General features: G+C 61.1%; 12 protein-coding genes. 11 read left to right on the top strand and 1 reads right to left on the bottom strand.

Translation table 11 applies throughout. The annotated features are described in order from the left end of the window. Nucleotides 1-73: 73 nt before the first annotated feature. The 6 genes from tilS (at nucleotide 74) to ispD (ending at nucleotide 6,792) form a co-directional block, all read left to right on the top strand. Nucleotides 74-1,411 (top strand): tRNA lysidine(34) synthetase TilS, encoded by a 1,338-nt coding sequence (gene tilS / locus ACYAR8_RS09905; RefSeq protein WP_108120930.1) that lies wholly within the window; start codon nucleotides 74-76, stop codon nucleotides 1,409-1,411. Between the two features lie 272 nt (nucleotides 1,412-1,683). Beyond that, complete coding sequence (locus ACYAR8_RS09900) at nucleotides 1,684-3,315, top strand: CTP synthase (protein ID WP_074891284.1); 1,632 nt, start codon at nucleotides 1,684-1,686, stop codon at nucleotides 3,313-3,315. 15 nt (nucleotides 3,316-3,330) lie between these two features. Beyond that, nucleotides 3,331-4,176, top strand: a complete 846-nt coding sequence (kdsA, locus tag ACYAR8_RS09895; protein ID WP_065989822.1) for a 3-deoxy-8-phosphooctulonate synthase — start codon at nucleotides 3,331-3,333, stop codon at nucleotides 4,174-4,176. Between the two features lie 170 nt (nucleotides 4,177-4,346). Continuing rightward, nucleotides 4,347-5,633 (top strand): phosphopyruvate hydratase, encoded by a 1,287-nt coding sequence (gene eno, locus ACYAR8_RS09890; RefSeq protein WP_074891281.1) that lies wholly within the window; start codon nucleotides 4,347-4,349, stop codon nucleotides 5,631-5,633. 159 nt (nucleotides 5,634-5,792) lie between these two features. Further along, nucleotides 5,793-6,071 carry a cell division protein FtsB gene (gene ftsB / locus ACYAR8_RS09885; protein WP_037014212.1) on the top strand — a complete coding sequence of 93 codons (279 nt, stop codon included), beginning with the start codon at nucleotides 5,793-5,795 and terminating at the stop codon, nucleotides 6,069-6,071. Nucleotides 6,072-6,081: 10 nt separating this feature from the next. Then, nucleotides 6,082-6,792 carry a 2-C-methyl-D-erythritol 4-phosphate cytidylyltransferase gene (gene ispD, locus ACYAR8_RS09880; RefSeq protein WP_074891279.1) on the top strand — a complete coding sequence of 237 codons (711 nt, stop codon included), beginning with the start codon at nucleotides 6,082-6,084 and terminating at the stop codon, nucleotides 6,790-6,792. A 126-nt stretch (nucleotides 6,793-6,918) separates the two neighbouring features. Here the strand turns inward: ispD and ACYAR8_RS09875 are convergent, their stop codons facing one another. Beyond that, nucleotides 6,919-7,824, bottom strand: a complete 906-nt coding sequence (locus ACYAR8_RS09875; RefSeq protein ID WP_463579780.1) for a LysR substrate-binding domain-containing protein — start codon at nucleotides 7,822-7,824, stop codon at nucleotides 6,919-6,921. 109 nt (nucleotides 7,825-7,933) lie between these two features. On the opposite strand from ACYAR8_RS09875, the gene ACYAR8_RS09870 reads away from it, so the two are divergent. The 5 genes from ACYAR8_RS09870 (at nucleotide 7,934) to surE (ending at nucleotide 12,359) form a co-directional block, all read left to right on the top strand. Then, on the top strand, nucleotides 7,934-9,046 hold the full coding sequence (locus ACYAR8_RS09870) for an S-(hydroxymethyl)glutathione dehydrogenase/class III alcohol dehydrogenase (protein WP_074891275.1): 1,113 nt from the start codon (nucleotides 7,934-7,936) through the stop codon (nucleotides 9,044-9,046). Nucleotides 9,047-9,141: 95 nt separating this feature from the next. Continuing rightward, nucleotides 9,142-9,987 (top strand): S-formylglutathione hydrolase, encoded by an 846-nt coding sequence (gene fghA, locus ACYAR8_RS09865; RefSeq protein ID WP_463579754.1) that lies wholly within the window; start codon nucleotides 9,142-9,144, stop codon nucleotides 9,985-9,987. A gap of 106 nt (nucleotides 9,988-10,093) precedes the next feature. Continuing rightward, a complete protein-coding gene (gene ispF, locus ACYAR8_RS09860) occupies nucleotides 10,094-10,567 on the top strand; it encodes a 2-C-methyl-D-erythritol 2,4-cyclodiphosphate synthase (RefSeq protein ID WP_108120935.1) in 474 nt (157 codons plus the stop codon). Beyond that, the gene (gene truD / locus ACYAR8_RS09855) at nucleotides 10,564-11,622 is read left to right on the top strand and encodes a tRNA pseudouridine(13) synthase TruD (RefSeq protein WP_463579753.1); all 1,059 of its coding nucleotides are present in this window, start codon (nucleotides 10,564-10,566) and stop codon (nucleotides 11,620-11,622) included. The genes ispF and truD overlap by 4 nt, the downstream gene beginning before the upstream one ends. Next, the gene (surE, locus tag ACYAR8_RS09850) at nucleotides 11,610-12,359 is read left to right on the top strand and encodes a 5'/3'-nucleotidase SurE (RefSeq protein ID WP_074891268.1); all 750 of its coding nucleotides are present in this window, start codon (nucleotides 11,610-11,612) and stop codon (nucleotides 12,357-12,359) included. The genes truD and surE overlap by 13 nt, the downstream gene beginning before the upstream one ends. Nucleotides 12,360-12,383: the final 24 nt, after the last annotated feature.

Below are 12,383 nucleotides of genomic sequence, written 5' to 3'. Positions count from 1 at the left end.
GTTCTGCACGAAGAGCGTCACCGAACCCGGTGACGTCACCCGGTCCGGCGAGCTTTAAGCAGGGTTAACCAGCATGAGCAAACCGGACAGCATCAAACTCGCACTCTCCAGACGTCTGCTGTCGCGCCTCGAACCCTGGCGCGCTGCTGTCGGCTGGCGTGTCGCATTCTCCGGTGGGCTCGACTCCACTGTTCTGCTTCACCTGCTGGCCGAACTGGCCCGGGCGCACGCCTTTCCTCCTCTCACCGCTGTTCACGTCAACCATGGCCTTCAGGCTGTGGCTGCGTCGTGGCCGGTGCATTGCCGGCAGATGTGTCAGATTCTGGGTGTGCCGATGGAAGTCATCGACGTCCAGGTGCGCCCCGGCGCGAGCCTTGAGCAAGCTGCACGCGAGGCTCGCTACGCCGCGTTCAACTCGACCCTCGGGGCAGGCGAGGTACTGCTCACCGCCCAGCACCGTGACGATCAGGCTGAAACGCTGCTGTTCCGACTGCTGCGTGGCGCCGGGGTGCGCGGGCTGGCCGCCATGCCGGCGCAGCGTCCTTTGGGCGCAGGGCAGTTATTTCGTCCGCTGCTGGACGAATCCCGCGCAACCCTGGAGGCCTATGCCCGGGAGCAGGGTTTGAGCTGGATCGAGGACCCTAGCAACAAGGACAGCCGCTTTTCGCGCAACTACCTGCGCAGCCATGTATTGCCGCTGGTGACCACGCGCTGGCCCCAAGCGATCGCGAGCATGGCCCGCAGCGCCGCGCATCTGGCCGAAGCCCAACAGTTGCTGGACGAACTGGCGGTGCAGGACCTCGCCCTCGCCGCTACGCCGTGCCCCTGGCCCTGGCTGGACATGCCCTCCCTTGAGCTCGCGCCGCTCGAAGCGCTGTCACCCGCCCGCCAACGCAACGCATTGCGCCACTGGCTGGCGCCGCTTACGCGATTGCCTGATACCGATCACTGGGCAGGCTGGGATTCGTTGCGCGATGCCGGTCCGGACGGTAGGCCCATCTGGCGGCTGGCCGAGGGTCAGATGCACCGTGCCGAGGGGCGCATCTGGTGGCTGTCGGGGATCTGGCTGAAAAATGTCGCCGGCTCGCAACACTGGTCCCTGGCCTCGCAACCCCTCACGCTGCCGGGCAACGGTATGCTGCAGATTCTCGGCGCTGCGCCGGCGGGCGGTCTGCATGTGCATTACCGTCAGGGCGGTGAAACCTTCGATGTGCCGGACCGAGGCCGACGAGACCTCAAACGGCTCCTCAATGAGAAGGGCGTGCCGGTTTTTCTGCGCGGCCGATTGCCGCTGTTGTACCGCGGCGAGCAGTTATTGGCCGTGGCGAACCTCCCGGGACTGGACGCCAGCCCCCGTGGTGACTGGCGATTGCACTGGTTGCCACCGACGAATGACCAAAGTTTGAGCTGAAAGGGCCTTTCCGGTAGACTACGCTCCCTTCTTGATACAGCTTATGTCGATCCTTCCGGAACGATGCAAGTTGCCGATTACCAGCCAGTCTTTACTGGGCGATTCTCAAAAATGTGGCGAGCCACGGACAGACCTTTTCAAGGTCGGTCGTTGACTTGGGCGCGACAGATTCGAAAATCCACAGTGAAACACGCAGGTTTTCGGGGGCTTCGGCCTTCCTTCGCTTTCCCCGGCGGCTCTGACCGCTTTAACGCAGACTTCTAGGGTTTTTCATGACGCGCTACATCTTCGTCACGGGCGGTGTTGTTTCTTCATTGGGGAAAGGCATCGCCTCGGCTTCATTGGCGGCCATCCTGGAGGCGAGGGGACTTAAGGTCACCATGCTCAAGCTGGACCCCTACATCAACGTCGATCCCGGCACCATGAGTCCGTTTCAGCACGGTGAGGTGTTCGTCACCCACGACGGCGCCGAAACTGACCTGGACCTGGGTCACTACGAGCGTTTCATTCGCACCACCATGACCCAGAACAACAACTTCACCACCGGCCGTGTGTACGAACACGTCCTGCGCAAAGAGCGCCGTGGTGATTATCTGGGCGCGACCATTCAGGTGATCCCGCACATCACCGACGAAATCAAGCGTCGCATCATCAAGGGCGCCGGCGATGCCGACGTCGCCATGGTCGAAATCGGTGGCACCGTGGGCGACATCGAGTCGCAACCGTTCCTCGAAGCGATCCGTCAGCTGCGTTTCGAAGTGGGCGCCAAGCGCGCCATGCTCATGCACCTGACACTGGTTCCGTACATCGCCACCGCTGGCGAGACCAAGACCAAGCCGACTCAGCATTCGGTGAAAGAACTCCGTTCGATCGGCCTGCAGCCAGACGTGCTGGTCTGCCGTTCCGACCACCCGATCGACATCTCGTCGCGCCGCAAGATCGCGCAGTTCACCAACGTTGAAGAGCGCGCGGTCATCGCCCTCGAAGACGCCGACACCATCTACAAGATCCCGGGCATCCTGCATTCCCAGGGCCTTGACGACTTCGTCGTCGAGCGCTTCGGCCTGCAGTGCGGCAGCGCCGACCTGTCCGAGTGGGAAAAGGTCGTCGACGCCAAGCTCAATCCGGAACACGAAGTCACCATCGCGATGGTGGGCAAGTACATGGAGCTGCTGGATGCGTACAAGTCGCTGATCGAAGCGATGAGTCACGCCGGCATCAGCAACCGCACCAAGGTCAACCTGCGCTACATCGATTCCGAAGACATCGAGAATCAGGGCACTGGTCTGCTCGAAGGCGTTGACGCGATTCTCGTGCCGGGCGGCTTCGGCCTGCGTGGCGTCGAGGGCAAGATCACGGCCGTGCAGTTCGCTCGTGAAAACAAGGTCCCGTATCTGGGCATCTGCCTGGGCATGCAGGTGGCGGTCATCGAGTTCGCACGTAACGTGCTGGGCTGGAAAGACGCCAACTCCACCGAGTTCGATCGCGCCAGCCAGCACCCGGTTGTCGGTCTGATCACCGAGTGGGAAGACGCCACCGGTGCTGTCGAAACCCGTACCGAAACCTCGGATCTGGGCGGCACCATGCGTCTGGGTGCGCAGGACTGCCTGCTTGAGCCGGGCTCTCTGGTACACGATTGCTACGCCAACGACGTCATCGTCGAGCGCCACCGTCACCGTTATGAAGTGAACAACAAGCTGCTGCCGCAACTGGTCGAAGCTGGCCTGAAAATCTCCGGTCGCTCCGGTGATGGCGCACTGGTTGAAGTGGTGGAGTCCCCTGACCATCCATGGTTCGTGGCCTGCCAGTTCCACCCCGAGTTCACCTCAACGCCTCGCGATGGCCACCCGTTGTTCAGTGGTTTCGTCAAGGCAGCGCTTGCTCAACACCAGAAGAACGGCTGATAGGGAATTCATCACATGGCACAGAAAATCATCCGCGTCGGCTCGATCGACATCGCCAACGACAAGCCTATGGTTCTGTTCGGCGGCATGAACGTCCTAGAGTCCCGCGACATGGCGATGCAGGTCTGTGAAGAATACGTGCGAGTGACCGAGAAACTCGGCATTCCGTACGTATTCAAGGCCAGCTTCGACAAGGCCAATCGTTCCTCCGTGACTTCGTACCGTGGCCCGGGCCTTGAAGAAGGCATGCGGATTTTCCAGGACATCAAGCAAGCGTTTGGCGTGCCGATCATCACCGACGTGCACGAGCCTGATCAGGCCGCTACCGTGGCGGAAGTGTGCGACATCATTCAGTTGCCGGCTTTCCTGTCCCGCCAGACCGACCTGGTCGTGGCCATGGCCAAGACCGGCGCTGTGATCAACATCAAGAAAGCCCAGTTCCTCGCGCCCCACGAGATGAAGCACATCCTCGCCAAGTGCGTGGAAGCGGGCAACGATCAGTTGATCCTGTGCGAGCGTGGTTCGAGCTTTGGCTACAACAACCTGGTCGTCGACATGCTCGGTTTCGGCATCATGAAATCGTTCGAATACCCGGTGTTCTTCGACGTGACCCACGCCTTGCAGATGCCCGGCGGTCGCTCGGATTCCGCCGGTGGCCGTCGCGCCCAGGTGACCGATCTGGCCAAGGCCGGGATGAGTCAGGGCCTGGCCGGTCTTTTCCTGGAAGCCCATCCGGATCCGGACAACGCCAAATGCGACGGTCCCTGCGCCCTGCGTCTGGACAAGCTGGAGCCGTTTCTGGCCCAGCTCAAGGCGCTCGACGAACTCGTTAAAAGCTTCCCGACGATCGAAACGGCGTAAAACCCGCTTCTCCGGCGCCGAGCCCTCCGGTAGAGTGCCGTTCGTTGTTTTCCCGACCAAAGGGTCGGGAAAATTGTCGTTTCAGGGCCTGCCCGTTGTCCTAGAGCCCTGAGACGCCGAATCGTTTTCCCAGCTGCGTCGTTTTCGTCAATCTTGGAGTGTTAACAACAATGGCAAAAATCGTCGACATCAAAGGTCGTGAAGTTCTCGACTCCCGTGGCAATCCCACCGTGGAAGCAGACGTGCTCCTCGACAACGGCATCATCGGCAGCGCCTGCGCGCCGTCCGGTGCTTCCACCGGCTCGCGTGAAGCGCTCGAGCTGCGTGATGGCGACAAGAGCCGTTACATGGGCAAGGGTGTTCTGAAGGCTGTGGCCAACATTAATGGCCCGATCCGCGACCTGCTGCTGGGCAAAGACCCGGTTGACCAGAAAGCCCTCGATCACGCGATGATTGAGCTGGACGGTACCGAGAACAAAGCCAGCCTGGGCGCCAACGCGATCCTCGCTGTGTCCCTGGCTGCTGCCAAAGCTGCCGCTCAGGACCAGGATCTGCCGTTGTACGCGCACATCGCCAACCTGAACGGCACGCCGGGTGTTTACTCCATGCCGGTCCCGATGATGAACATCATCAACGGTGGCGAGCACGCTGATAACAACATCGACATCCAGGAATTCATGATTCAGCCAGTGGGCGCCAAGACCTTCTCCGAAGGCCTGCGCTGGGGCACCGAGATTTTCCACCACCTCAAAGCGGTGTTGAAAGCACGTGGCCTGAACACTGCCGTGGGTGACGAAGGCGGCTTCGCGCCGAACCTGAACTCCAACGGCGACGCGCTGGACGCCATCGCCGAAGCCGTTGCCAACGCTGGCTACAAGCTGGGCACCGACGTGACCCTGGCGCTGGACTGCGCAGCGAGCGAGTTCTACAAGAACGGCAAGTACGTGCTGAGCGAAGAGGGCGAGTACGACTCTGCCGGTTTCGCCGACTACCTGGCCGACCTGGTCAGCAAGCACCCGATCATCTCCATCGAAGACGGTCTGGACGAGTCGGACTGGGATGGCTGGAAAGTCCTTACCGACAAGATCGGCGACAAGATCCAGCTGGTGGGCGACGACCTGTTCGTGACCAACACCAAGATCCTGAAAGAAGGCATCGACAAGAAGATCGGTAACTCGATCCTGATCAAGTTCAACCAGATCGGCACGCTCACCGAAACGCTGGAAGCCATCCAGATGGCCAAGGCTGCGGGTTACACCGCCGTGATCTCCCACCGTTCCGGTGAAACCGAAGACTCCACCATCGCCGACTTGGCCGTGGGTACCGCTGCCGGCCAGATCAAGACCGGTTCGTTGAGTCGTTCCGACCGTATCGCCAAGTACAACCAGCTGCTGCGTATCGAAGAGCAACTGGGCGCCAAAGCGGTATACCGTGGTCGCGGCGAGTTTCGCGGCTGATTGCAAAGATGGTAAAAAGGCAGCAGGCGTTGTAGGAGAAGTCACTGAAGCGTGACTTCTCTTGTCGTCCTGATCCATAAGCCCGGTGACCACCGGGCTTATGGGCATTTGAAATGGTCGGTTTTGCTGTCTTTATTCGCCGGGTAACAGATATTCACAATGCGCAGTCCTAACTGGTTGTTCCTCGTTCTGCTTTTGATGCTCGCTGGCTTGCAGTATCGCCTATGGGTAGGTAATGGCAGTCTCGCGCAGGTGGCCAGTCTGACTCAGCAAATCGCCGATCAACACGCCGAAAACGATGCTCTGCTGGAGCGCAACCGGGTCCTCGACGCGGAAGTGCTGGAGCTGAAAAAAGGCCTCGAAACCGTTGAAGAGCGTGCCCGTCATGAATTGGGCATGGTCAAGGACGGCGAGACCCTTTATCAGTTGGCACAGTGACGTTGGCGTAATGACTCAATCCCTTCCTGCCTTCTGGGCAGTGATTCCCGCAGCGGGCGTTGGCGCGCGCATGGCGGCAGACCGCCCCAAGCAGTACCTGCAACTGGGCGGCCTCACGATTCTTGAACACAGCCTGCTTTGCTTTCTCGATCACCCACGGCTCAAGGGCCTGGTGGTCAGTCTGGCTGTGGATGACCCTTATTGGCCTACGTTGCCTTGCGCGCTGGATTCCCGCATCCAGCAGGTCGCGGGCGGCAAAGAGCGTGCGGATTCGGTGCTCAATGCGCTGCTGCACCTGCACGCCAACGGCGCTGAGGACAATGACTGGGTGCTGGTGCACGACGCGGCACGCCCGAATCTGGCGCGTTCGGACCTCGACAATCTGCTGAGCGAGCTGGCGGATGATCCGGTCGGCGGCCTGCTGGCGGTGCCGGCAAAAGACACCCTCAAGCGCGCTGACGCCAATGGCCGCGTGACCGAAACCGTGGACCGCAGCCTGATCTGGCAGGCCTATACGCCGCAGATGTTTCGTCTGGGTGCGCTGCATCGCGCGCTGGCGGACAGTCTGGTGTCGAATGTGGCGATCACCGATGAAGCCTCGGCCATTGAGTGGGCCGGGCAATCGCCGCGTCTGATTGAAGGGCGCGCGGACAACATCAAGGTCACCCGCCCGGAAGACCTGGAGTGGCTGCGCCAGCGGCGTGTGGAATTCAACGGCTGATCTGTTTGCAATGAAGGCGAGTAGATTCGCTGCTTTTGCGGGTATAGGAGCGCGCTTGCCCGCGAACGCAATATGTCTGCACCGTCGTTGCAGCCTGACACTCCGCATTCGCGGGCAAGCGCGCTCCTACAAAGGATCGGCATGATTACTGTACTCCTCCCGCGACGCCAATCCCGCCTTCAGATAATCCACCAGCTTTCTCACCTTGGGCGACAGATGCCGCTGCTGCGGGTACAGCGCCCAGACGGCGGTGTTCGGCGGCTGATGGGCATCCAGCAGCGACACCAGCGCACCGCGCTTGAGATGTTCCAGCACGTAGTAATCCGGAAGCTGACACAGCCCGACCCCGCGCAATGCCGCATCCAGCACTGCCTGCCCACTGTTGCAGCGCCAGTTGCCTTGGACCCGCTGGGAAAATTCCCGCCCGTTTTGCTGCAACAGCCAACTGTCCGTGCTGCCGATCAGGCAGTTGTGTCGCGCCAGTTCCGACACGCTGTGGGGCCGGCCGTACCGTTCGAGATAAGCGGGAGAGGCGCACAGGTACATTTTGCGCGGGGCCAGCCGGGCGGCCACCAATCGTGACTCCTGCAAGCGACCCAGGCGAATCGCCAGGTCCAGGCCTTCATGCACCAGATCCAGCGTGTTATTGGTCAGCTCGATGTCCACGCGCAGTTGCGGGTAATCCTCCATGAAGCGTGTCACCAGCGGGGCGATGAACCGCTCGCCATAAGCCACGGCGCAGGTCATCCGCAGCAACCCCTTCGGCTCGCTGGTCAGGTCGGTCACCGCCCGCAATGCTTCCTCGCGTCCGTCCTGCAGGCGTTGGCAGTGATGCAGGAACGTCTGACCCGCTTCGGTCAGCGCGACCTTCCGGGTGCTGCGATACAGCAAGCGCGTCTGCAAGCGCTCTTCGAGTCGCGCGATCTGCCGACTGACGTGCGACGACGAAACTCCCAGCCGCTCAGCAGCGGCGGTGAACTGCCCACATTCCGCGACGGCAACGAATTCATCCAGACCTTCCCAACGATTGATCTGCATCGATTGTCCCTGTACAGCATTAATGTTTTGCTTTCACACGGATTATTCCTCAGCCAGCACTGCATTACACTCGTGGCTCGTTTTTATTTAGCTGGAGATCATGATGATCAAGTCACGTGCTGCCGTTGCTTTCGCGCCCAATGAACCACTGCAGATCGTCGAAGTGGACGTTGAGGCCCCTAAAGCCGGCGAAGTGTTGATTCGTACCGTGGCATCCGGCGTTTGCCACACCGATGCCTACACCTTGTCCGGCGCCGATTCCGAAGGCGTGTTCCCGTGCATCCTCGGGCACGAAGGTGGCGGCGTCGTTGAAGCCATTGGCGAAGGCGTAACCTCACTCGCCGTGGGCGACCACGTCATTCCGCTGTACACCGCCGAATGCCGCGAGTGCAAATTCTGCAAATCCGGCAAGACCAACCTCTGCCAGAAAGTCCGTGCTACCCAGGGCAAAGGCCTGATGCCCGACGGCACCACCCGTTTCAGCTACAACGGCCAGCCGATCTATCACTACATGGGCTGTTCGACATTCTCCGAATACACCGTTGTCCCGGAAATCGCTCTGGCGAAAATCCCCAAGGAAGCGCCTCTGGAAAAGGTCTGCCTGCTCGGTTGTGGCGTGACCACCGGCATCGGCGCGGTCCTGAACACGGCCAAGGTCGAGGAGGGCGCCACCGTTGCGGTCTTCGGTCTGGGCGGCATCGGCCTGGCGGCGATCATCGGCGCAAAAATGGCCAAGGCCTCGCGGATCATCGCGGTCGACATCAACCCGTCCAAATTCGACGTGGCCCGTGAACTGGGTGCGACAGAATTCGTCAATCCGAAGGATCACGACAAGCCGATTCAGGAAGTGATCGTCGAAATGACCGACGGCGGTGTCGATTACAGCTTTGAGTGCGTAGGCAATGTGAACCTGATGCGCGCAGCACTGGAATCGTGCCACAAGGGCTGGGGCGAATCGGTGATCATCGGCGTCGCCGGCGCAGGTCAGGAAATCTCCACCCGTCCGTTCCAGCTCGTGACCGGTCGCGTCTGGCGCGGTTCGGCCTTCGGCGGCGTCAAAGGCCGTACCGAACTGCCGAGCTACGTTGAGAAAGCGCAGACCGGCGAGATCCCGCTGGACACCTTCATCACTCACACCATGGGCCTGGACCGTATCAATGAAGCCTTTGACCTGATGCACGAAGGCAAAAGCATTCGTACGGTCATTCATTTCTGAAAAGCAGCGGTAAGCGACAAGCTTCAAGCCGCAAGTGGAGGTGAGTCAGGACCCCTTGCTGCTTACCGCTTGAAGCTTGCCGCCCGGAGATCCCCATGAATCTGGAAAACATTTCGTGCCAGAAAAGCTTTGGCGGCTGGCACAAGCGTTACAAACATCACTCCGACGTGCTCGGCTGCGACATGGTGTTCGCGGTGTATCTGCCGCCGCAAGCGGAGCAGGGCGGCAAGTTGCCCGTGGTGTATTGGTTGTCGGGCCTGACCTGCACCGATGAAAACTTCATGCAGAAGGCCGGTGCGCTGCGCGTGGCGGCGGAACTGGGGCTGATCATCGTGGCGCCGGACACCAGTCCACGCGGCGCCGACGTGCCGGATGATCCGGACAACGCCTACGACTTCGGCCTGGGCGCCGGCTTTTATCTGAACGCCACCGAGCAACCGTGGGCGCGGCATTACCGCATGTACGATTACGTGATCAGCGAGCTGCCTGCGTTGATCGAGGCGCACTTTCCGGCATCGGACAAACGCAGCATCAGCGGGCACTCCATGGGTGGCCATGGCGCACTGGTCGGCGCGTTGCGCAACCCGGGCCGCTATAAATCGGTGTCGGCGTTCTCGCCCATCTGCAATCCGATGGATTGCCCGTGGGGGCAAAAAGCCTTTTCCCGGTACCTGGGCGAAGACCGTTCGCGCTGGCGTGAATGGGACGCCAGCGTGCTCATCGCCGAGGCCACCGAGCGCTTGCCGTTGCTGGTGGAACAAGGCGATCGCGACGACTTCCTCGGCAATCAGCTCAAGCCGGAATCACTGGTTCAGGCGGCGAAGGCGGCCGGTCATCCTCTGGAATTGCGTATGCAACCGGGGTACGACCACAGCTATTACTTCATCGCCAGCTTCATCGAAGATCACCTGCGCCACCACGCCCGAGCCCTGGCTGGCTGACGAGTTCGCCTTCAATTGCAGCGTCACGGGCAATTGAGCGTGGGCAGGCCCTAATGTCGGTCAAAGTAGGTAGAATCACGCCCTGACTTTTTCAGGGCGTTTTTTTATGCGTATTGGCCACGGCTACGATGTGCACCGTTTCGCTGAAGGCGATTTCATTACCTTGGGCGGCGTGCGGATTGCACACACGTCGGGTTTGCTCGCGCATTCCGATGGCGATGTAGTGCTGCATGCGTTGAGCGATGCGCTGCTGGGTGCTGCCGCGCTGGGCGACATCGGCAAGCATTTCCCGGACACTGATCCGCAATTCAAGGGCGCCGACAGCCGGGTTCTGCTTCGTCACGTACTCAAGCAAGTGCAGGGCAAGGGCTGGAAGGTCGGCAACGTCGACGCCACCATCGTTGCCCAGGCGCCGAAGATGGCCCCGCACATCGAACGCATGCGCGCCTTGATCGCCGAAGACCTCCAGGTCGATATCGACCAGGTCAACGTCAAGGCCACCACCACTGAAAAGCTGGGCTTCACCGGCCGTGAAGAAGGCATTGCCGTGCACGCCGTCGCGTTGTTGATCAACGCATGACCGAGCTCGAACTTCTGGGCCCGAGCGCCTACGGCGACGCGTTGGGTACTGCTGTGCTGAAGGCCACCGCCGAAGACTTTCAGGTCGATGAAGTCCTCGACATCCCGCTGTCCGGGGATGGCGAGCACCTGTGGTTGTGGGTCGAAAAACGCGGGCTGAACACTGAAGAAGCCGCCCGGCGTCTGGCCAAGGCGGCCGGCGTGCCGTTGCGAACCGTCGCCTACGCCGGTTTGAAGGATCGTCAGGCGTTGACCCGTCAGTGGTTCAGCATTCAGCTGCCGGGCAAGGCCGATCCGGACATGTCAGGGGCCGAAAACGATTCCCTGAAAATTCTCGACAGCAAACGCCACAAGCGCAAGTTGCAGCGGGGCGCCCACGCCGCCAATGGCTTCACGCTGCGTCTGACGCAATTGCAGGCCGACAAAGCCGCGCTCGATGCGCGTCTTGGGTCGATCAAGCAACACGGCATCCCCAATTATTTTGGCGCCCAGCGTTTTGGCTATGAGGGTGGCAACCTCGGTGAAGCCCGCCACTATGCCGAGCGTCAGGCCTTGCCCGAGCAGCGCAACGTGCGCTCCCGGTTGCTTTCCACCGCGCGCAGCTACCTGTTCAATCAGGTCCTGGCCGCGCGGGTCGCCGATGGCAGCTGGCAGCGGGCGCAAGTGGGCGATCTGCTGGCCTTCACCGACAGCCGCAGTTTTTTCCCGGCAGGCGAAACCGAGTGCAGCGACCCGCGACTGGCCATCCTCGATCTGCACCCGACCGGGCCGCAGTGGGGGCAGGGCGATTCCCCGGCTTCTGGCGCTACCGCCGAGCTTGAAAACAGCATGGCGGTGCGCGAGGCGTCGCTCTGTAACTGGTTGATAAAAGCGGGAATGGAGCATGAACGGCGCATCCTGCGGCTGCCCATCGGGCGGTTGACGTGGCATTATCCCGAGCCTGACATTCTGCAACTGGAATTCGTCCTGCCGGCCGGATGCTTCGCCACCGCATTGGTGCGTGAACTCGTCGATCTCGCGCCGGCAGGGCAGACGGACAGCTCATGCGTATTCTGATTTCAAATGATGACGGCGTTATGGCGCCCGGGCTTGCTGCGCTGCATGGCGCGCTGGCCGGGTATGCCGAATGCGTGGTGATTGCGCCCGATCAAGACAAGAGCGGCGCGAGCAGTTCGCTGACGCTGGACCGGCCGTTGCACCCGCATACTCTGGACAACGGCTTCATCAGCCTCAACGGCACGCCCACCGATTGCGTCCATCTAGGACTCAACGGCCTGCTGCCCGATGAGCCGGACATGGTCGTGTCGGGGATCAATCTGGGCGCCAATCTGGGTGACGATGTGCTCTATTCCGGCACCGTCGCCGCTGCGCTGGAAGGTCGTTTTCTGCAACGTCCTTCATTTGCCTTTTCATTTTTGTCACGTCAGGTCGATAACCTGGCAACCGCCGCGCACTTTGCCCGGCTTTTGGTCGAAGCTCACGAGCGCCTCGACCTTCCACCCCGTACCGTATTGAATGTGAATATCCCTAACCTGCCGCTGGCACACGTGCGCGGTATCCAGCTGACCCGTCTTGGCCATCGCACCCGTGCGGCGGCGCCTGTGCGCGTGGTCGACCCGCGCGGAAAGGCCGGTTACTGGATTGCTGCTGCCGGAGATGCCGAAGACGGCGGGCCGGGCACCGATTTCCACGCTGTGATGCAGGGTTACGTGTCGATTACCCCGTTGCAGCTGGATCGTACCTATCAGGACGGTTTCAACAGCCTGAACGCATGGCTGGAGGGAATGGCCTGATGTCGCGTGAGCAAGATGATCTGT

It is taken from the genome of Pseudomonas sp. HP_01, from assembly GCF_055284355.1.
The sequence above is the reverse complement of the archived record's forward strand: the minus strand, read 5'-3'. Positions and strand labels throughout refer to the sequence as shown.

What these genes read in the sequence shown, in the direction of transcription:
- tilS (WP_108120930.1), top strand. Translation starts at nt 74, where the DNA reads ATGAGCAAACCGGACAGCATCAAACTCGCACTCTCCAGACGTCTGCTG.
- ACYAR8_RS09900 (WP_074891284.1), top strand. Translation starts at nt 1,684, where the DNA reads ATGACGCGCTACATCTTCGTCACGGGCGGTGTTGTTTCTTCATTGGGG.
- kdsA (WP_065989822.1), top strand. Translation starts at nt 3,331, where the DNA reads ATGGCACAGAAAATCATCCGCGTCGGCTCGATCGACATCGCCAACGAC.
- eno (WP_074891281.1), top strand. Translation starts at nt 4,347, where the DNA reads ATGGCAAAAATCGTCGACATCAAAGGTCGTGAAGTTCTCGACTCCCGT.
- ftsB (WP_037014212.1), top strand. Translation starts at nt 5,793, where the DNA reads ATGCGCAGTCCTAACTGGTTGTTCCTCGTTCTGCTTTTGATGCTCGCT.
- ispD (WP_074891279.1), top strand. Translation starts at nt 6,082, where the DNA reads ATGACTCAATCCCTTCCTGCCTTCTGGGCAGTGATTCCCGCAGCGGGC.
- ACYAR8_RS09870 (WP_074891275.1), top strand. Translation starts at nt 7,934, where the DNA reads ATGATCAAGTCACGTGCTGCCGTTGCTTTCGCGCCCAATGAACCACTG.
- fghA (WP_463579754.1), top strand. Translation starts at nt 9,142, where the DNA reads ATGAATCTGGAAAACATTTCGTGCCAGAAAAGCTTTGGCGGCTGGCAC.
- ispF (WP_108120935.1), top strand. Translation starts at nt 10,094, where the DNA reads ATGCGTATTGGCCACGGCTACGATGTGCACCGTTTCGCTGAAGGCGAT.
- truD (WP_463579753.1), top strand. Translation starts at nt 10,564, where the DNA reads ATGACCGAGCTCGAACTTCTGGGCCCGAGCGCCTACGGCGACGCGTTG.
- surE (WP_074891268.1), top strand. Translation starts at nt 11,610, where the DNA reads ATGCGTATTCTGATTTCAAATGATGACGGCGTTATGGCGCCCGGGCTT.